Source organism: Nonomuraea sp. CX421 (assembly GCF_059358955.1).
Genome location: NZ_JCADBK010000024.1, coordinates 77,192 through 94,830, shown reverse-complemented (window position 1 = coordinate 94,830; position 17,639 = coordinate 77,192). Strand labels below are relative to the sequence as shown.

19 protein-coding genes are annotated in these 17,639 nt (G+C 70.2%); 10 read left to right on the top strand and 9 right to left on the bottom strand.

Annotated features, from left to right (window positions below; genetic code table 11):
- Positions 1-36 precede the first annotated feature (36 nt).
- Positions 37-999 carry a phage baseplate protein gene (locus AC5L3X_RS31655; protein ID WP_494861886.1) on the bottom strand — a complete coding sequence of 321 codons (963 nt, stop codon included), beginning with the start codon at positions 997-999 and terminating at the stop codon, positions 37-39.
- Positions 1,000-1,223: 224 nt separating this feature from the next.
- Between AC5L3X_RS31655 and AC5L3X_RS31650 the strand changes: the two genes are divergently transcribed.
- Positions 1,224-2,573, top strand: coding sequence for a glycoside hydrolase family 6 protein (locus tag AC5L3X_RS31650; RefSeq protein WP_494861884.1), 1,350 nt, complete (start codon positions 1,224-1,226; stop codon positions 2,571-2,573).
- A gap of 529 nt (positions 2,574-3,102) precedes the next feature.
- Positions 3,103-4,728 carry a WD40 repeat domain-containing protein gene (locus AC5L3X_RS31645; RefSeq protein ID WP_189127812.1) on the top strand — a complete coding sequence of 542 codons (1,626 nt, stop codon included), beginning with the start codon at positions 3,103-3,105 and terminating at the stop codon, positions 4,726-4,728.
- Positions 4,729-4,867: 139 nt separating this feature from the next.
- Here AC5L3X_RS31645 and AC5L3X_RS31640 read toward each other — a convergent pair whose 3' ends face one another.
- Both AC5L3X_RS31640 and AC5L3X_RS31635 read right to left on the bottom strand, forming a co-directional pair.
- Positions 4,868-4,996, bottom strand: a complete 129-nt coding sequence (locus tag AC5L3X_RS31640; RefSeq protein WP_263648108.1) for a hypothetical protein — start codon at positions 4,994-4,996, stop codon at positions 4,868-4,870.
- A 174-nt stretch (positions 4,997-5,170) separates the two neighbouring features.
- Positions 5,171-5,383 carry a hypothetical protein gene (locus AC5L3X_RS31635; RefSeq protein WP_494861882.1) on the bottom strand — a complete coding sequence of 71 codons (213 nt, stop codon included), beginning with the start codon at positions 5,381-5,383 and terminating at the stop codon, positions 5,171-5,173.
- 221 nt (positions 5,384-5,604) lie between these two features.
- Here AC5L3X_RS31635 and AC5L3X_RS31630 point away from each other — a divergent pair, with 221 nt between their 5' ends.
- The 5 genes from AC5L3X_RS31630 to AC5L3X_RS31610 all read left to right on the top strand — a co-directional run bounded on the left by AC5L3X_RS31630 (position 5,605) and on the right by AC5L3X_RS31610 (position 8,899).
- Positions 5,605-5,949, top strand: coding sequence for a VOC family protein (locus AC5L3X_RS31630; RefSeq protein WP_494861880.1), 345 nt, complete (start codon positions 5,605-5,607; stop codon positions 5,947-5,949).
- Between the two features lie 145 nt (positions 5,950-6,094).
- Positions 6,095-6,520 (top strand): VOC family protein, encoded by a 426-nt coding sequence (locus AC5L3X_RS31625; RefSeq protein ID WP_494861937.1) that lies wholly within the window; start codon positions 6,095-6,097, stop codon positions 6,518-6,520.
- A gap of 90 nt (positions 6,521-6,610) precedes the next feature.
- Positions 6,611-7,429 carry an SDR family oxidoreductase gene (locus tag AC5L3X_RS31620; protein ID WP_494861878.1) on the top strand — a complete coding sequence of 273 codons (819 nt, stop codon included), beginning with the start codon at positions 6,611-6,613 and terminating at the stop codon, positions 7,427-7,429.
- A gap of 91 nt (positions 7,430-7,520) precedes the next feature.
- Entirely contained in the window at positions 7,521-8,249 is a 729-nt protein-coding gene (locus AC5L3X_RS31615) for an SDR family oxidoreductase (RefSeq protein WP_494861876.1), read from the top strand.
- A 134-nt stretch (positions 8,250-8,383) separates the two neighbouring features.
- On the top strand, positions 8,384-8,899 hold the full coding sequence (locus AC5L3X_RS31610) for a DinB family protein (protein WP_494861874.1): 516 nt from the start codon (positions 8,384-8,386) through the stop codon (positions 8,897-8,899).
- Between the two features lie 193 nt (positions 8,900-9,092).
- Here the strand turns inward: AC5L3X_RS31610 and AC5L3X_RS31605 are convergent, their stop codons facing one another.
- The 3 genes from AC5L3X_RS31605 to AC5L3X_RS31595 all read right to left on the bottom strand — a co-directional run bounded on the left by AC5L3X_RS31605 (position 9,093) and on the right by AC5L3X_RS31595 (position 12,004).
- Positions 9,093-10,490: an MFS transporter gene (locus tag AC5L3X_RS31605; RefSeq protein WP_494861873.1), complete on the bottom strand. Its 1,398-nt coding sequence runs from the start codon at positions 10,488-10,490 to the stop codon at positions 9,093-9,095.
- A 20-nt stretch (positions 10,491-10,510) separates the two neighbouring features.
- Positions 10,511-11,191, bottom strand: a complete 681-nt coding sequence (locus tag AC5L3X_RS31600; protein WP_494861871.1) for an esterase/lipase family protein — start codon at positions 11,189-11,191, stop codon at positions 10,511-10,513.
- 159 nt (positions 11,192-11,350) lie between these two features.
- The gene (locus tag AC5L3X_RS31595; RefSeq protein WP_494861870.1) at positions 11,351-12,004 is read right to left on the bottom strand and encodes a TetR/AcrR family transcriptional regulator; all 654 of its coding nucleotides are present in this window, start codon (positions 12,002-12,004) and stop codon (positions 11,351-11,353) included.
- A gap of 61 nt (positions 12,005-12,065) precedes the next feature.
- Between AC5L3X_RS31595 and AC5L3X_RS31590 the strand changes: the two genes are divergently transcribed.
- A complete protein-coding gene (locus AC5L3X_RS31590) occupies positions 12,066-13,118 on the top strand; it encodes a DUF1214 domain-containing protein (RefSeq protein ID WP_494861869.1) in 1,053 nt (350 codons plus the stop codon).
- Positions 13,119-13,141: 23 nt separating this feature from the next.
- A complete protein-coding gene (locus AC5L3X_RS31585; RefSeq protein ID WP_494861868.1) occupies positions 13,142-14,461 on the top strand; it encodes a DUF1254 domain-containing protein in 1,320 nt (439 codons plus the stop codon).
- A 77-nt stretch (positions 14,462-14,538) separates the two neighbouring features.
- Here the strand turns inward: AC5L3X_RS31585 and AC5L3X_RS31580 are convergent, their stop codons facing one another.
- Both AC5L3X_RS31580 and AC5L3X_RS31575 read right to left on the bottom strand, forming a co-directional pair.
- Positions 14,539-14,970 (bottom strand): hypothetical protein, encoded by a 432-nt coding sequence (locus tag AC5L3X_RS31580; RefSeq protein ID WP_494861867.1) that lies wholly within the window; start codon positions 14,968-14,970, stop codon positions 14,539-14,541.
- Between the two features lie 260 nt (positions 14,971-15,230).
- Positions 15,231-15,542: a hypothetical protein gene (locus tag AC5L3X_RS31575; RefSeq protein WP_494861865.1), complete on the bottom strand. Its 312-nt coding sequence runs from the start codon at positions 15,540-15,542 to the stop codon at positions 15,231-15,233.
- A 467-nt stretch (positions 15,543-16,009) separates the two neighbouring features.
- Here AC5L3X_RS31575 and AC5L3X_RS31570 point away from each other — a divergent pair, with 467 nt between their 5' ends.
- Positions 16,010-16,582, top strand: coding sequence for a helix-turn-helix domain-containing protein (locus AC5L3X_RS31570; protein WP_189127803.1), 573 nt, complete (start codon positions 16,010-16,012; stop codon positions 16,580-16,582).
- Positions 16,583-16,593: 11 nt separating this feature from the next.
- Here the strand turns inward: AC5L3X_RS31570 and AC5L3X_RS31565 are convergent, their stop codons facing one another.
- On the bottom strand, positions 16,594-17,634 hold the full coding sequence (locus AC5L3X_RS31565; protein ID WP_494861864.1) for a RidA family protein: 1,041 nt from the start codon (positions 17,632-17,634) through the stop codon (positions 16,594-16,596).
- Between the last annotated feature and the right edge of the window lie 5 nt (positions 17,635-17,639).

The following is a 17,639-nucleotide window of genomic DNA, read 5'->3' as shown; positions in this document are numbered from 1 at the left end:
CCTGCCCCGTGCCCCGCGCCGTGGCGGGCGGTCGGCTCAGACGAGCTGGGTCTTGTAGAAGATGCTGGCCTTGCGCGCGCCCCCGACGCCCGAGGCCAGCCCGAGGCAGAGCCGTGGGGCGCCGGAGACGATCTGGATGCCCATGCCCTCCGGCTCGCGGAAGTCCAGGGACTTGCCTGCCACGCTGCGCGCGCGCTGGATCTGCCGCCCGGTGCGCAGGTCGATGCAGGTGACGTAGGTGTTGCCCGGCGCGGGGTTCGCGGCGCTGTAGGCGTTGCCGGTCAGAATGTAGACGAAGTCGCCGTAGGCGGCGTATCCCTGGAAGGTGCCCAGGCCGGACGGCTGGGCGATGTCGTGCAGCTTCTGGGCGCTGCCGGACTTCAACGCCGCCAGCGCGAACACCGCGAAGCGGAACGTGCTTCCGTCGTGGTAACGCATGACCAGCCGGTTGGTCGAGGGGTCGACCGTGCACGTGGTGTTGTTCGCGCCGGCGACCGGCGCGAACTTGGTCAGCGCCGACGACGTCGGCGTCAGCGTCTGGCCGTTGACGAACGTGAACCTGGCCAGCTTGGAGCCTCGGGCGCTCCCGTCGTCGCTCGTCCCGTCGGTCTCCGTCCACAGGTAGGCGGACGAGCCCGACGGCTCGACCCCGATCTGGACGCCGTGGCCGAAGCCCATGAGGTACATGTGGCCGAGGATCGAGCCGCTCAGGCTGAGCTTGGTCAGGCACAGGTCGCCCGCGGCGTCCGAGCCGGAGCCGTTCTTGAGCTGGACCGTGTAGATGTGCCCGTTGACGTTGTCGATCGCGAACGACTGCAGGACCGTCTCGTCGTACAGGGCCTTCTTCCAGATCAGCGAGGTCGAGGGGGCGGTCAGCTCGAACCGGCCCTCCGCGATGGCGGCGCCCGCGGGCTGGGCCGTCGCGAACGCGGCGGTCGCGGCGACTCCGGCGCCGAGCTTGAGGAGCCCTCTACGGGAGACCGGTGCCGGGGATGTCATGTCGAGTCCGTTCGCTGAGGGGCTGGGGCGAGCCTCACCCTAGGGAGTGACCGCCGAATGATCAAAAAGTGTCGCAGAACGGTCAAGGCGCTGAATGGGGCTATTTTCCAGGAATTGTCACGAAATCTGGCTAGGTCTGTGATATTGATCACCACAGGTCCGGAAGACCAGAAGGGACGCCTTACGTGCGATCGTTAACTCGTGTGACGGCCATCACCGCCTCGGTGCTGACACTGTTATCGATGGTGAGCGCGGCCCCCGCCGTCGCGGCGCCGGAGCTGGTGGTGAACGGCACCTTCGCGAACGGCACCGCCCCCTGGTGGAACTCCGCGAACACCTCCGTGGCCGTCGATGCCGGACGGCTGCGCGTCAACGTGACGGGCGGCACGGCCAACCCGTGGGACGCCATGGTGGCCCAGAACGACATCCCCCTGGTCGCGGGCAAGTCCTACACGCTCTCGTTCGACGCCTCGGCCTCCGTTCCGGTCACCGCGGTCACCACGGTGCAGCTCGCGAACTCTCCGTACACCAACACCCTGAACGCGGCGGTCTCGCTGTCCACCACGAGCAAGCGATTCAGCTTCCCCTTCACCTCCGGCCTCGGCACGCCGGCCGGGCAGGTGTCGTTCCAACTCGGCAGGAACGCCGGTTTCAGCATGTACCTGGACAACGTCTCCCTGACCGAGCGGTCGGCGTCCGGGCCGGTCGACATGACCAACGGCTTCTACGTCGACCCCAACTCCAACCCCGCCACCTGGGTGCGGAACAACGCCGGTGACTCCCGCGCGGCGCGCATCCAGTCGTCCATCGCGTCCAAGCCGATGGCCCGCTGGATCGGCAACTGGAGCGGCGACGTCCGCGCCGCCGTCTCCCAGTACGTGGCCGCCGCCGACGCCGCCGACAAACTGCCGGTCCTGGTGGCGTACAACATCCCCGGCCGGGACGCCTGCGGCGGGCACTCCGGCGGTGGAGCCGGCAGCGAGGCGGAGTACCGGACGTGGATCTCCGCGGTCGCGGCCGGCATCGGCGACCGCCCCGCGGCCGTCATCATCGAGCCCGACTCCCTGGGCGACTTCGCCTGCATGGACGCCGCAGCCATCCAGGCCCGCAACCGCATGCTGACCTACGCGACCGAGCAGCTCCGCACCCAGGCGCCCAACACCTGGGCCTACCTCGACGCCGGTAACGCCGGCTGGGTTCCGGCCGGGACGATGGCGGCGCGGCTGCGGGACGCCGGCGTCGGCAACGTCCGCGGTTTCGCGGTGAACGTCTCCAACTACTACCCGACCGGTCAGTCCGCCACCTACGCCGCCTCGGTCAACGCCTCTCTCGGCGGCGGCGCGAAGTGGGTGATCGACGTCAGCCGCAACGGCAACGGCTCCAACGGCGAGTGGTGCAACCCCGCCGGCCGCAAGATCGGCGTCGCCCCCCAGCTCGGCGGTGACAACGGCACCGAGATGCTGCTGTGGGTGAAGATCCCCGGCGACTCCGACGGCCCCTGCGGCATCGCTCCGGGTACACCCGCCGGCCAGTTCAGCCCGGACCTCGCCATCCGCCTGATCGACGGCACCTGACCCGGCCCTTCCCGCTGACGTGGCCATCCCATCCGGCCCGCGGTGAACGGCAGCGGCGCCGAACCGGAAAGCGCGCCATCGGACATCGATGGCGCGCCCCGGCCCGGGCGCTGCCCGCCGATTCCGGGCACCGGTCCTCTCCCGGCCACCTGGAGAACCTCGCGGCGAACGATCTCAGTCCCTCACCGAGGTGAGCGTCGACAGCCGCCATACCAGACGGGGCAACAAGGTGTCGATCAAGGCGCCTGCGTCCATGAGCCGACGGTGGACGACCGTGCGCGACGCACGCCGTCGTTTGCGCCCGGATAGTTCACTTCCCGCGGCCGAAAAGGCCTAGCGCACCGTTTTTGCTGGACCACGGACACCAGCCGCTACTGATCGTGGATCTTGACTGGGCTGGTTCTCCTGTGGATTGATCAATGCGGCGTTGTCAGACTTTTCTCCCCGACCGAGCGGAGTGCATGTGCGCCCATTATCACCAGAACGCGTTATTGCCGTCCGGCCACTCGTCACCCGGCTCACCCGGAGGTTGCTGGCCTTCGGCGGTGCCCTGACCGTCGCGGCCACTCTTGTCGTCGCCCAGGCGCCTCAGGCGTCCGCCGCCGACTCCACGACGTATCTCAACGGTGCCACTGTCGGCGGTGACGTGGCCGCGGGTGCCGGAAAGGTGTTCGTCGCCGCGAACGACCGCATCATCGTCGCGAACGCCGGCGGCGAACTCACTGGTGCCATCACCGGCCTGTCCGGTGTGGTGGGACTTGCCATGACGCCGGACGGCACCCGCCTCTACTCGGCTCTGAGCGGCTCGATGCAGGTAGCCGAAATCGATACCGCTGATCTCAGCATCATCCGGCGGATCGACCTGGCCGGATTTCCGTGCCCGTCGAACCTGGCACTGTCGGGCGACCGGCTGTGGGTCGGGTACGGCTGCCGCTTCACCTGGGGCGGCGGCATTCTCGGCCTCGACCTGACGGCGACGGCACCACAGCCGATCGCCGTCGGGAACAACACATCCAGCGCCCCGCTGGTGGCCGCGGCGGGAGACACGTTGCTGGCCGGTGATCCGGACATCATGCCCGCCGACCTGATGGTGTACGACGTGAGCGCCACCCCTGCGACTCTGCGCGGTGTGATCGCTGGCCTGCCCAGCCTGGGCGACCTCGCTGCCACGCCGGACGGCTCCATGGCCATCACCGTGGTGGGTGGCGGAAAGCAGTATGACGTCTGGGACACCACCAGTCTGACCAAGGCCCGCTCCTATGGCGCGGACCCTGCCATGGGTGCCACGCGAGCCGTCGCTGTCAGCCCGGATGGTGTTCATCTCGCCGGCGGTCGGTCGGGCGATCCGCGACTCACCCTGTACGACACGGCGACAGGGACGAGGACCTACACCAACGACGACCCGGTCGGTGAGCTGGTCCCGGGGAGCCTCACATTCTCGGGCACCGATGTCTATGGTGTGCTGAAGGAGCGGAACAGCAACGGGCGGCTCCACCTGTGGCGGCTGCACGGTGCCACGCTTCCGGCCTCCACGCTGACTTTGACGCCTCCACCGACGCCGGCGACCGTGCTTCAGCCGCTCAGCATGACGGGCCGGCTCACGTTGTCCGACGAGTCCGCTCCGGGTGCCCAGTCGCTCATGGTGATCCGCCGAGTCCCCTATCGAGCCGATGAGACGCTCCCCGGGGTGACGACCGCGGCAGACGGTACGTTCACCGTCACCGATACTCCACCGTTCGCCGGAGACATAAGTTATGACGTGGTTTGGGACGGTGGCCCGGATGCCCGGTGGAGCCGAGCCTCGGTGACCGTGCCGGTGGAGTTCATCCAATCGTCGCTCACCCTGTCCGGGCCAGGGGAGGGCATCGCCGGCCAAGAGCTTCAGTTCAGCGGCACATTCGAGATCGGCGACCAGCCTGCTCCGCCAGGCTCCTGGCTCTGGGTGGATCGCATCGTTCATATCCCGGGCGGCACCGCTGCCATCACGCTGCCCGGAGTGACGACCGCCAGTGACGGGTCGTTCAGCTTCACCGACACCCCCGCCGACGCCGGCCAGTACACCTACATTGTCCGCGCGGACGAAAGCGTCGTGTCTTCCGCGACGGAGGCGAGACACAACGTCACCGTGACAAACGGCGACTCTCCGCTCCTGTAGCGCGCCTCTACGCACAGATCGGCCACACCCTGGCGCGGCTCGGCGGGAACGGACCGGTGGCGAACACCGCTACCGCGCCCGGGCCCGCCGAGCCGTCGCCGGCGTCTCCGCCGTCAACCGGACGGGTAGATCCTGTGGATCATGGTTGGAAGACGGCGCGAACGCAGCCGTCCTGTTTCTTCTTGAACAGCTCGTAGCCCTTCGGGCCGTCCGCCAGGCTCATGGGATGGGTGAGCAGGGGAGAGGCGTCGATCTCGCCCTTGCTCATCCGGTCGAGGATCATCGGGATGTAGCGGTGACCGTGCTGCTGGCCGCTGCGCAGCGTGAGTTTGGGCGCCGGTGCCGTGTGGCCGCGATCTCGCTGCCCTCGCCCGCCGGGAGCCCGGGTGACGCGCTGCCGCGCGCGCTGGAGCCGATACGGTGCGGCTGCCCGCCACCGGCATCAGCAGACGGTGTGCGACGGTTGCCCGAGGAGAGACTCATCCTCGGCTGAACCGCGCGGTCCCGAGGCGGCCGAGGAGCGCGGGCAGCAGGGCGGGATCCTCGTGCGGGCCGAGATGCCCCAGGCCGTCGTCCAGGAGTCCAACCGCTCCCGGCACCAGTCACGGATCTGCCGCTCACCGGCGGGGGAGGTGTAGATGGTCGAGGAGGTCACGGGAGAGCCTTTCGCGGGGGACATCGGGTCCAAGCGCCGACCAGGCTTCCCGGCTCACCAGCCACACAAGGCACGCCTGTCATCGGCGCGCCCGCAGCGTTCCGCCATCCTGGCGAAGATCACCGCCTGCCGCAACGACTCCCGCCCACGCCCGTCCTGGAGCACCCCGCAAAGAACTTCGCCGTGCCATCAACGTTCGAGCCATCGCTACTCTGGCCGTCATGTACGCGCGCCTGAACCAGATCGTGGTGGATTGCCGGGATCCGCGAAGCCTGGTGCGCTTCTGGGCCGCCCTCCTCGGCGGAGACCCGGTGGATCGGGCCCGTGGCTGGTCGCAGGTCGAACCGCCGGGGGGCGTACGGCTGGCGTTCCAGCCGGTCGCGGAGGACAGAGCCGTGAAGAACCGGCTGCACCTGGACATCGAAGTCGACGCGATCGAGCCGGCCACCGCCCACGCGCTGCGACTGGGCGCCACGCGGATCGGGGAGACCGTCACGGACGATCAAGGTTCCTTCCAGGTCATGGCCGACCCGGAAGGCAACGAGTTCTGCTTCGTCGGTGATTGAGCCGCCGTCACGGTACGGCTGGCGCGTGACGTGCACCGCCACGTCACGAGGGATGTCGAGAACGGCCGGGCGGCTCCGTCCCAGGAGCGGACGCGGTCACCGTGGCCGCACCACACCAAGGAGACCCAGCATGACGATCCAGCGGATGGACAACGTCCTCATCGTTGTCGAGGACCTCGACGCTGTCATCTCGTTCTTCGTCGAACTCGGCATGGAACTGGAGAGCAGGATGCCGATCGAGGGACGTTGGGTGGAGCGTGTCATCGGCATCGACGACGTCCGGCAGGACATCGCGATGCTGCGGACCCCGGACGGCCACAGCCGAGTCGAGCTGGCGATGTTCCACACGCCGAACGCGATCAGCGCCGAGCCGAAGGACGCACCGGCGAACACGCTGGGCATCCGTCGCATCATGTTCGCCGTCGACGACGTCGAGGACGTCGTCGCCCGTCTGCGCGCCCACGGCGCCGAACTCGTCGGCGAGCTGGCGCAGTACGAGGACAGCTATCGGCTCTGCTACCTCCGCGGCCCCGAGGGCATCATCGTCGGACTGGCCCAACAGCTCAGCTGAAGGTCGCCGAAGGGACCGTGACCCCAGGAACCATCCGGACCGCAACCGGGGTCACCGTCTCACGGCGATGGCCGACTATCGTGATCGGCCATGAAAGCCCTCATCGTCGGCGGCAGCGGCTTCCTCGGCAGAACGCTCGCTCGGCGATGCCTGGCGGCAGGGTACGAGGTCGACGCGACCTGTCTGACGCGTCCGGGCGAGATCGCGGGCGTCACCTGGTCGCCTCTCGATGTGCGTCGCCAGGAGGAGGTCCGCACGCTGATCAGCTCCCTGCGCCCGGAGCTGATCATCAACACGGCCTACCGTCAGACCGATTGGACGACCACCGCGGTCGGCGCGGCGAACGTGGCCCTCGCGGCCTCGGTGGTGGACGCGCGCCTGGTCCAGGTGTCGAGCGACGCGGTCTTCTCCGGCGCCGGCGTTCGCTATGACGAGACCTGCGTCCCGGATCCGATCACGCCGTACGGAGCGGCGAAGGCAGCCGCCGAGACGGCAGTGATCGCGATCTCGCCCACCGCGGTCGTCGTCCGGACATCGCTCATCATCGGCGACGGGGAGTCCTCGCACGAAGCTCGGGTGCACGCGCTGGCCGCCCGCAGGTCGAGCGGAGTGCTGTTCACGGACGACATGCGGTGCCCGGTCCACGTCGCCGATCTCGCCCCCGCTCTCCTGGAACTCGCCGTGTCCGAGCATCGCGGTGTCCACCACGTCGCTGGAGCCGATGCCGTGAGCCGCTATGAGCTTGGGCTGCTCATCGCCCGGCGCGACGGTCTCGATGGCGGGCTCCTGCCGACCGGGCGGCGGGCGGACACGGGCTTGCCCGGCCCCTTGGACGTGCGCTTGGAGTGCGCCATGACGCAGCGGCGGCTGCGGACCAGGCTGCGCGGTGCGCGGGAGTTTCTCGGGTGACGGCCGGCCGTCGCCTCGTCCCTCGGTGGATCGAGATCGAGCGGAGCCCGCAATGCACCCCACAACCGATCTACGAACCAGGAGCGACGCCATGAGATGGGACAACCACCGCGTCGTCATCACGGCCGCCGGCCGCGACTTCGGGCGAACCCTGGCCATCCGCCTCGCGGACCTCGGCGCCGAGATCTTCCTCTCGGCGCGCGAACTCGCCGCCGCTCAACGAGTCCGCGACGAGATTCGCAACCGCGGCCATCAGCGGGTGCACGCCTTCGCTTGCGACCTGACGGACCCCTCCTCGATCCGCGACTTCGCTTCCAGCGTCGCGGAACACACGGACCGCGTCGACGTACTCATCAACAACGGCTCTCGCTACCTCGCGGGGCCGGACCTGCTGTCCGCGACCGACGCCGACATTGCCGACACCATCGCCTCTGGCGCCACTGGCACGGTCCTGACCACGAAGAGCTTCCTCCCTCTCCTGCGCAACTCGGAGATGCCAGATGTCGTGACGATGGTCTCCGCCTGCGGAACACCGGGCCACCACCGGTCGGACGCGCACGACGCCTTCTACGCGGCCAAGAGCGCCCAGGCGGGGTTCGCCGAGATCCTCTCCAAGCGCCTGCGTCCTCAAGGGGTCCGGGTGATCTCGCTCTACCCGCCCGACTTCGACAACGCCGACCCGCTCTCCGATGAGTGGAAGACCACCTCACGCGAGGCCAAGGACGCCCTCACCGCGCACTCACTCGTGGAGTGCATCCTCTTCGCCGTCGCCCAGCCCCGCGACTGCTTCATCAAGGCGTTCCACTTCGAACAGGTCTGACCAATGCCCTCGCACCACGACGTGCGACGCCTGATGCCAGGTCCGGCAGGCCACCGCCGTTCAGGACCACCGGCATTCAGGCAGCCCGCAAAATGTCGTGCGATGTCAGAATCGCCCCACTAACATCCGCCCCCATGAGCATTCCTCGTGTACGCCCGCCCTTCGTCGCCGACGAACGCACCCAACTCGTCGGCTGGCTCGACATGCAGCGCGCGATCGTCGCATGGAAGTGCGAAGGGCTGTCGGAGGAGGACGCCTACCGGCCGGTGCTGCCCACCTCGCCGCTCATGACCATGGCGGGCCTGGTGTCGCACCTGCGCTGGACCGAGCACTGCTGGTTCGAGGTGCTCTTCCTGGGGGGCCCCGCCGACGGCAACCCGCAGTTCGACGAGAGCGTGGAGAACGCCGACATGCGGCTCGATGGCGTCCCGCTGGCGCAGCTCCTCGACGAGTACGAGCGCCAGTGCCAGATCTCGAACGAAATCGTCGCCGCCCACTCGCTGGACGACGTGGGCAAGCACCCCGACTACCGCTCGGGCGCGGCGAGCCTGCGCTGGATACTCATCCACATGGTCGAGGAGACCGGCAGGCACGCCGGCCACCTGGACGTCATCAGGGAACTCGTCGACGGTGGGAAGGGCTACTACTGAGCGCCCGCCAGAGAGCGCTCGCGGGCCATCGAGCAGGTCACGCCCCGGCCGGCCTGGTTCGTCACACCAGGCTGATGAGCGACGTGATCGGCTGAGCGCGTGTGATCGGCCCGCCGCCGCTCAGGCCCGGCGTAGCGCCGGGCGACATGAGCACGCAGATCGCGCGAAAGTCGCTGGTGGCGCGTAACCATTTTCAACTGCCCGCTCCTGCGGTCGGCGGCGTGCCGCGGGCGGAGTCCAGGACGCGGGCGGCGTCGCGTTCGTACGGGCCGCGCGCCGTCACGGTGAGCAGCCCTCCGGCCAGTACGGGGAGGGTCATGACGAGCAGGGCGGTGGTGAGGGAGCCGGTCCGGTCGGAGACGATGCCCACGATCAGCGGCCCGACCGCGACGGCGCTCCCGCCGACGAGCTGGGCGAGGGCGAAGGCGATGCCCCGGGAGGAGGCCCCGATCACGTCGGCGAGCGACGCGGTGAGGTTGGGGGTGGCCATCGACATCAGGACGACCGCGGCGGCCGTCAGCAGGGTGAAGGGGACCAGGGCGTGGGAGGCGACGAGCAGCGCGGTGGCCATGACGACCGCGCCGGCGACGACGCCGCAGCCGCCGACGAGCACCCGGCCGCCCTTGCGGGCGCCGTGCGCGCGGCGTCCCAGCCACGCCCCGACGAGGGTGCCGGTGACCACTCCGATGACGGTGACCAGGCCGCCCAGCGCTCCGGCCTGCCCGGGGGGCAAAGCGAAGGTGCGGCCGATCAGCGTGGGCATCCAGTAGAAGAGCCCGGCGACGCCCATGCCCAGCGTGGCCAGGCCGACGGTGACGATGACGAGCGTGCGTACGGCGAGCACGTCCCGGACCTGCCGCGTGAGCCGCGGCGGCGTCGCCCGGTGCGCCTCGGCGTCGCCCGGGACAGCACCGTCGTCCGGAAGGGTGGCGGCCCGGGCGGTGACGCGGTCGAGGAGGCCGCGGGCCGGCTCGCGCAGCCGCAGGCAGATCAGGGCGGTCAGCAGGCCGGGGATCGCCATCAGCAGGAACGCCGTCCGCCAGCCGAACGCCTGCCCGAGCACCGCGCCCAGAACCGTGCCGATCCCGCCCAGGTGCGCCGACATCCGGGTCCAGCCGAACGCCTTGGCCCGGCTGATCGGTGGGTAGTAGTCGGCCAGCAGGCTGCCGGTCGCCGGGTTGTCGACGTGCTCGGCGGCGGCCAGGGCCATGCGGGTCAGGAAGAAGACGGCGAACCCCGGGGCGAGGCCGCTGCCCGTCGTGGCCACGGCCCAGAGCAGGACCATGACGGTGATGACGCGGGTCCGGCTGAACCGGTCGGCGAGGTATCCGGCGGGGATGGCGACCGCCGCGGCCGCGATCGCCGAGCCGGTCGGGATCGCTCCGGCGACGGCGTCGCTGATGCCCCATTCGGCTTGGATCAGCGGGAGGAGGCCGCTGAGCAGGCCGGCCTCGACCCGGTCCACCAGGCCGACCAGGAACAGGATGACGAGCGGCGCCCAGCCGTAGGGGGCCGGGTCGCCGGCGCGGATGCCGCCAGGAGGGGGCGCCCCCCAGCGGCGTCGCGGCAGGGGGCGGACCTCGTCACGCATGACACACCGGCCTCGGCCGTTCAGGACACAAAGTCGCGCACCTTCGCGTAGACCGAGGCGTCGGTCAAGAACGCGGCGTGCGACAGGCATCCGGCGTACGTGTTGACGGCCCCGGCGAGGGACACGCTGGAGTCGGGGTTGACCACCGTGTCGCAGTCGGACCAGAGCGTGCCGTACGTGACGTCGCCCGGAGTCTCGTCACCGCTGTTGAGCTGGGTCAGGAACGGCGAGCCGATTCGCATCTCCTGACAGGTCGGCCGGTCCTGCGGGCAGAACCGGGTCGCGGTCGTGCCATGGTTGGGGCCCGCCAGCGAGACCCAGGTGCTGACGGCCGCCGTGCCGCCGAGGAACTTGAGGTAGTGGCGGCTGTTCAGCGAGCCCATGGACATCGCGACGATCGTCACCTTCGCCGCGCCCGTGGCCGACCGGATGGCGTCGACTCTGGCCCGGATGTCGGCTGCGATGCCGACGTTGGACTTGGTGCTGTCGTAGTCGATGGTGAACAGCCGGTCGGCGGGCCACCCGTCCGCCTCGAAGCGGTCGATCATCGCGCTCCACCGGCCCCCGTTGCCGCCATAGCCGTGCACGAACAGGATCGGTTCGGTGTCCGCCCGTGCGGGCGGTGTGCCGGGGATCAGCACGGCCAGACACGTCAGCAGTGCCGCTGTCAGGGCGGTCCCGGCGCGAGCCAAGGCGTTCATGGGGCGACCTCCTCGGGGAGTCCGACGAATGCCACCTGATTGTGCGCGACAAGAAACTTAATGGCAACAATTAAAATTGCCCTCTTGGGTGGACATCGAATGCTTGACCGGGTCGCAGTCGGCCGTCTAGGATCCGGCCGCTTAATGGCCACCGTTAACTCATTCGGCAGGGATCGCCGCGAGCGTCTGCGCCGAGATCGGGGTGGTCAGTCCGGCGACGAGCATGTCGAGCAGGTTGCCGAAGAACAGCTCCGCCGTCACCGGCGGCTCGCCGGGAGCCGACTCGTCGAGGAGCTGGGCGCGCAGGCCGAACAGGCTGATGAGCTGCGCGCGCAGCATGGCGAGCCGCTCCAGCCGGAGGCGGCGGGGGAGCGGTTCGAGCGTCGCGTGCAGCCATCGCGCGACCGCGAGCCCCGCCGGCGCGTCCACGATCTGGAACGGCCGCCGATAGGCGAGCGAGGGATGGCTGAGCCTGGCCACGATGCGCAGGTGGGCCCGGCCCAGCTCGGTGCCGAGGTCCTCGTCCAGGGGGGCGGCGAGCGCGTGGACCAGGGCCCTCGGGTCCGCGGCCCGGTCGTCGGCGGCGATGGCGGCGACCAGCGGCGCGCGGCGCGCCTCGACGGCCTCCAGGTGCGCTCGCAGGATGGCCTCCACCAGGCCGTCCTTGCCGCCGAAGTGGTAGTGCAGCGCCGACTCGTTGCGCGCTCCGATGGCCTCGTGCAGCTGTCGGGTGGTCACGTCGGCGACCCCGTGCCGGGCGAACAGCAGCGCGCCCTGGCGGAGCAGGGCGTCACGGGTACTTGATCTGGACACCGCGCCATACTATCGTCCAGCAAGTATTAATGAGATCCATTACTTTGAGGGGATCGCACGAATGGCGGACGCTCTCGCGGCCTGGAGGCAGTTCGTGCGCGCGCTGGACGAGGCGGGGGAGACCGTCGCCGGTCTGGCAGGGCCCGGCGCGAGCGTCGACGTCGCCGAAGGCTTCCGGTATGTGCTCCACGTCCTGGCCGACCAGGTCGACCGGGCCGGGACCCGCGAGTCCGGCCGCCCGCTGTTCCTGCCGGGCGTCACTCCCGTGCGCAAGCTGTTCTTCGACAACCCCGACACCGACTACGACATCGCGCTCATCTCCAGCCGGCGCTCGTACCGCATCAGGGGCGACCGCGGCACGGTGCCGTACCTCGCCTTCTGCGTCTACGGCGCGAACACCGACGACGGCCGGCCGATCCGCGTGACCAACCTCAACGACGAGCGGATCGTCTTCGACCCCGACGGCACGTTCGAGATCACGCTCTCCCCGGACGAGCGGCCGGGCAACTGGATCCCGCTCGAACCCGGAGCGCACACGGTCATCGCCCGCCAGTACTTCCTCGACCGTGCCCGCGACAGGCCCGCGCGGTTCGCGATCGAGGCGCTCGACGATCGGGGGCCGGATCCGGTGTTCGACGACGACCGCTTCGTCGCCTTCACCAAGTCCGCCGCCGCGTTCGTTACGGTCGCGACGGGCGTGGCGCGGCAGCGCGCCGAGCAGGCCGAGGCCACGCCCAACCGCTTCGTCGAACACCGGGGCCACGGCTTGTACGGGACACCCGACGCCGGCTACGTCATCTGCTGGTACTCCCTCGAACCAGACCAGGCCCTGGTCGTCGACGCCCGGCCGCCGCGATGCCGCTACTGGGGTGTCCACCTCGCCAACCGGTGGGGCCAGTCGCTCGACCATCGCAGCCGCTCCACCACGCTCAACGCCCGCGGCGCGACGCTCGCGCCCGACGGGACCCTGCGCGTCGTCGTCGCCCACGCCGACCCTGGCGAGCCCAACTGGCTCGACACCGCCGGCCACCCGAGCGGCTGGGTTCTCTTCCGATGGCTGCTCACCGACGACGTGGTGATCCCCGAAGCACGCGTCGTCCCGCACCCCGCATGACGCACCGGCCCTGGAGGACCGAGATGAGCTCACATGTCTGGCACGACGACCCGCCGCCGGTCCCCGACCCGGCGGATCCCCGGGTCACGGCGGCCAAGAACGCCTTCCTCGCCGGCTTCCCCCTGGTCACCACCACGCGCACCATGCAGGGCATGGCGCAGCGGCTGGGCGTCAACAGGATGTGGGCCTCCCGGCGGCTGTCTGGCCCCGACAGCCGGGCCATCGTCGCGCCGAACCTGGACACCGTCTACGCGCTCGCCGTTCTGGACCTGCGGGCCGGCCCCCTGACGCTGACCCTCCCCGACATCCGCGACCGCTACCACAGCGTGCAGCTCCTCGACGCCTGGATGGGCGGCTTCGGGCTGCTCGGGACGCGGACCACCGGCGGCCGGGGCGGCTCCTGGGCCATCCTTCCCCCCGGCCACTCCGGCCCGATCCCCGACGGCCTCGCACCGATACCGTGCCCCACCGGCCACGCCTTCCTCCTCTGCCGGATCCGCGCCCTCGACGCCGCCGACGCCGCCGAGGCCGGCGTCCTCGCCGCCAGGATCGGCCTGCGCGCCCCAGCCGGGACAGCCGGGGTCGCGCCTCTGCCGCCCCCCGCCGGCCGCGCCCACGACACCGGGCGCAACGGCCTCGGTTTCTTCGACGAGCTCTGCGCCGCGCTGCCCGCCAACCCGCCCGTCACCGCCGAGCAGCGCCGGGCGCTCGACGCCGTGGCGGCCCTCGGCGTCGCCCCCGGCCGGCGCCCCGGCGCCGAACTGGACGAGGCCGGCAAGGCGGTCCTCGAAGAGGCCGTCGCGGCGGGCATGCGCGAGCTGGAGCCTCCCGCCGCCGCCCCGCGCACTGTCAACGGCTGGACCACCAACCTCGGCCTCGGCACGCAGGACACCCGCGGCGGGCTCCGCGAACGGGCGATGGTCGCCAGATACTTCTGGGGCCCCGTCCCGGCGGAGGAGGCGATCTACCCGCGGACCTCGACCAGCGCGGACGGCCAGCCCCTGGACGGCTCCAAGCGCTACCGGATCCGCTTTCCCGAGGACGGCCTGCCCCCGGTCGACGCCTTCTGGTCCCTCACCGCGTACGGCCCCGACATGTTCCTCGTCCCCAACCAACTCGGCCGCTACTCCATCAGCGGCGACGATCCGGGCCTGGTCACCGGCCCGGACGGCTCCCTCGACCTGCACCTGTCCCACGACCCGCCCGCCGGCTTCGAGGCCAACTGGCTGCCGGTCCCGGCCGGTCGGTTCAGCCTGATCCTGCGTCTCTACCTGCCCCGCCGGCCGGTCCTCGACGGCGTGTACGCATGCCCGCCCGTGACCGTGCTCCCGTCCGGTACGTGACGCCCAGGCCCCTCACGGCCGCGCCGGGCGGCCGGGATGAGCAGGACGCCCGCGCCCGGCGGCGGGGCAGCCGGGCCTCACAAGGTGAGGTCTCTGACGGTGAGCTCCCACGCCCGGCGGATGCGGCTGATCGCGCGCCAGGCGATGCGGGAGTCCGAGACGAAGGCCGCTCGCGCCGTCGCCAGCGCGTCGAAGCCGCCCTCCCATGCCGGCATCCTGGTGCAACATTCCAGACGAGCGTCGTCCAGTGAGGAGCCGAACACGTCACCCACTGTCTGGCAGAAGTAGACGTAGGCCGCGTAATCCACTCGCAGCCGTGTCACCTCAGGGGGTTCGCCATCCGCCCGGCGCAGGAGCGCATCCAGCAGCCGGGACGACGAGGTCGCCGGTCCGACGTCGTACAGAATGCTCCGCAGCACCGTGCCTCCGGCCGAGCTCGCGCCGGTCAACGCGTGGGTGAACGCGAGGGCCTTCCGGGAGATCTCGTCGTGGACGATGGCGGCGGACACGTCGACCAGCCGGCGGCTGCGGCTCGCGGGAAGGGGCCCCGCAATGGTGACGGACGATGGTTGACTTGCCTGATCCGCGTGGACCCGCGATGCCCAAGTTGATGCCCGCCACGTTCGTGATCAGATTCTCGACTTCGAGGGCGGCTCGGGTGGGCACCTCATAGAGGCTGTCGTGGATCTCGCTCAGCCCGGGGCTGCTGGTCACGCTGAAGGTCCGGTCGAAGCGGTACGCGCGCAGGGTGTTGATCCTCGTCCGTACCTCACCCAGAAGTTCGTGGCGAGCGAGCCTCTTCATGAGCGCGTCGCGCGCGTTGTTGGCCCCTGAGGCCAGCCGCGCCCCCTGCCAGGAGCGCCCGACCGGCCCATCGCACCCCCTCGAACGGATCGAAGCCGGCGTCGGACGCCGTCGTTCTCCGTGCGACCTCGTAGGCCGCGAATTCCTCCGGAGCGAGGGCGAGCACCTGCCGCACTTCGGAGACCAGCATGTGGCGTACCCGGTTGGCGGATATGCCGAGTTCGTCCAGCGCGTTGCGGATCTCCTCCTTTGCCAGGACCTCCGTCAGCGCGTGCATGTACATGTCCAGAAGCAGGGAGTCATCGTGGAGGGGGTGACGATCGGCGCACATGGGTGTCAGGTGGATTTCGATCGGGGGATGTCGATGCCATGAGAATGAACACCGCGATGAACGTGTGCAAGCCTCTTGAGGGAACGGGGCGGCGGGGGACCGGTGACGACGCCGGTGTCCCCCGGGGCGTCTCAGGCGACCTGCGGATCAAGGAAGTACGGATCAGCGACAGCGACCGGTTCGTCATCGGCCACAACTGCCAGCCTCTCGAATCGAGGGGCGTCGAAGCCTGCTCTCTCCGGGTAGGGCCGATGATCGATTACCTTGGTCTCCGGCCGATCACGGCACGCCCTGCCCTCGATACTGCAGGCCCTGCAGTCTTACTGTAAGAATGCGCCTGCGGAACCGGTACCCTGGCGGTTGTCGCGCTCGGGCCGCCCCCTTCGCCGACGGCCCGTCTAGAGGAGAAATGGATGTCAAACGAGATCGCGGAGCCACTGGACGTCGCGGAGATAGGCCGGCGACTGCGCGAGGCCAGAGCGTCCCGGAACCTGTCCCTGGACGTCGTATCCGCCGAATGCGGGATCAGCCCGAGCCTGCTCAGCCAGGTCGAGCGTGGGAAGGTGACCCCGTCGCTGGCCACGCTGCACAGCATCACCCAGGTGCTCAACATCGCGATGTTCGACCTGTTCGGTTCCCCGGCCGACCGGCCGGCCCTGATCAGGGAGGGCTCCCGCAACGTCATCCGCCCGCCGGACAGCGGCGGGGTGTCCTACGAGCTGCTCTCGTCGGGGCAACTGCGCAACCTGCAGATGATCGAGATGCACCTGAGCGCGGAGACGGGCAGGTTCAACCACGCCCTGTCCCACGCGGGCGAGGAATGCCTGATCGTCAGGCGCGGGTCGGCCCTGATCAAGGTCGGCACCGAGGAGCTGACGCTGAGCGCGGGTGACTCGCTCTCCTACGTCGCCCGGCTGCCTCACCAGTTCCGGGGGCTGGAGGACGACACGCGGCTGATCATCTCCATGACCCCTCCGGCGTTCTGAGGGGCGCCGCCTCAGTCGACCAGGGCCTGCACCTCGATCTCGACGTCCATGCCGGGGTAGGCCAGCACCGGGAGGGGCACCGGTACGAGAGCGGGGGAGGAGTCGCCGAAGAACGCGCCGACCTCGGACCGGAGAGCGGTCAGCCTGCCGGGGCCGCTGCCGGCGTCGGCGGCCACGAAGGCGGTGAGGCGCCGGACCGCGGACCGTGGCACGTCGAGTTCGTCCAGCACCCGCGCGATGTAGTCGAGCGACCGGCGCACCTGCGCGGGGAAGTCGCCGATGTCCAGCGAGCGGGCCCGCTGGTCGAGGGGGACCTGCCCGCCGATGAAGGCCAGGCCACCCGAGCGGTTCCCGTGCTTGTACGGCAGATGGAACGGCCAGTCCCAGTGGCCCTCCGGCCAGGAGTGCCGGCGGGCCGGACGGGCGCCCCGCAGCGCCAGCACCTGCATGGCGATCAGCACGCCGGTGTCGTCGAACCGGGGCACCGGGATCCCCGTCGTCGCCGGCCCTGGTTCGGTGAAGTACCCGGCGCGGACGCGCGCGGCGACGGCCCAGTCCTCCTGGGTCCCCTCACCGCGGTAGAAGATGTTGAACTTCACCACGTCGTCGGCGTCCAGCCCCTGCTCGGCGAGGAGGTCCTGGACGGTCCGCAGGACGGCGTGGGACTGCTCGACGATGTCCCCGGCCTCCGGCGCCGTGAGCAGCCGGGTCGCCACCGCCGGGCCTCCGGCCGCATACCGTCCGCCCGCCTCGCGGGCAGCGGTCAAGCCGGAGGGCAGGGCCGTGGCCTGCACCTGGGTCAGGTCCCCGCCGAGCACTCCGACGGAGGCCGGGATCGCCGACACCGGGAGGGTGCCGTCGGGGTTCAGCTCCCGTACCGTCTCCCGCGCCTGCTCGGCGCTGAGCCGCGCGTGGTCGTAGAACACCTCGACGGCGAGCAGTTCCTCGGGGCGGACGCCCTGCCGGGCGAGGGTCGCCGCGGCCGTGGGGCCGGGACCGGCGTCGAGGAAACGCAGGACGGGAGTAGTAGCAGGCATATCGGGACTCGCCATCGGTG

Excerpts from the sequence above, each read along its gene's own strand:
- AC5L3X_RS31655 (WP_494861886.1), bottom strand. The coding sequence starts at position 999 with ATGACATCCCCGGCACCGGTCTCCCGTAGAGGGCTCCTCAAGCTCGGC.
- AC5L3X_RS31640 (WP_263648108.1), bottom strand. The coding sequence starts at position 4,996 with ATGAGCAAGGGCGAGATCGACGCCTCTCCCCTGCTCACCCATCCCATG.
- AC5L3X_RS31630 (WP_494861880.1), top strand. The coding sequence starts at position 5,605 with ATGTACGCGCGCCTGAACCAGATCGTGGTGGATTGCCGGGATCCGCGA.
- AC5L3X_RS31625 (WP_494861937.1), top strand. The coding sequence starts at position 6,095 with ATGGACAACGTCCTCATCGTTGTCGAGGACCTCGACGCTGTCATCTCG.
- AC5L3X_RS31620 (WP_494861878.1), top strand. The coding sequence starts at position 6,611 with ATGAAAGCCCTCATCGTCGGCGGCAGCGGCTTCCTCGGCAGAACGCTC.
- AC5L3X_RS31615 (WP_494861876.1), top strand. The coding sequence starts at position 7,521 with ATGAGATGGGACAACCACCGCGTCGTCATCACGGCCGCCGGCCGCGAC.
- AC5L3X_RS31610 (WP_494861874.1), top strand. The coding sequence starts at position 8,384 with ATGAGCATTCCTCGTGTACGCCCGCCCTTCGTCGCCGACGAACGCACC.
- AC5L3X_RS31605 (WP_494861873.1), bottom strand. The coding sequence starts at position 10,490 with ATGCGTGACGAGGTCCGCCCCCTGCCGCGACGCCGCTGGGGGGCGCCC.
- AC5L3X_RS31600 (WP_494861871.1), bottom strand. The coding sequence starts at position 11,191 with ATGAACGCCTTGGCTCGCGCCGGGACCGCCCTGACAGCGGCACTGCTG.
- AC5L3X_RS31590 (WP_494861869.1), top strand. The coding sequence starts at position 12,066 with ATGGCGGACGCTCTCGCGGCCTGGAGGCAGTTCGTGCGCGCGCTGGAC.
- AC5L3X_RS31585 (WP_494861868.1), top strand. The coding sequence starts at position 13,142 with ATGAGCTCACATGTCTGGCACGACGACCCGCCGCCGGTCCCCGACCCG.
- AC5L3X_RS31575 (WP_494861865.1), bottom strand. The coding sequence starts at position 15,542 with ATGCACGCGCTGACGGAGGTCCTGGCAAAGGAGGAGATCCGCAACGCG.
- AC5L3X_RS31570 (WP_189127803.1), top strand. The coding sequence starts at position 16,010 with ATGTCAAACGAGATCGCGGAGCCACTGGACGTCGCGGAGATAGGCCGG.
- AC5L3X_RS31565 (WP_494861864.1), bottom strand. The coding sequence starts at position 17,634 with ATGGCGAGTCCCGATATGCCTGCTACTACTCCCGTCCTGCGTTTCCTC.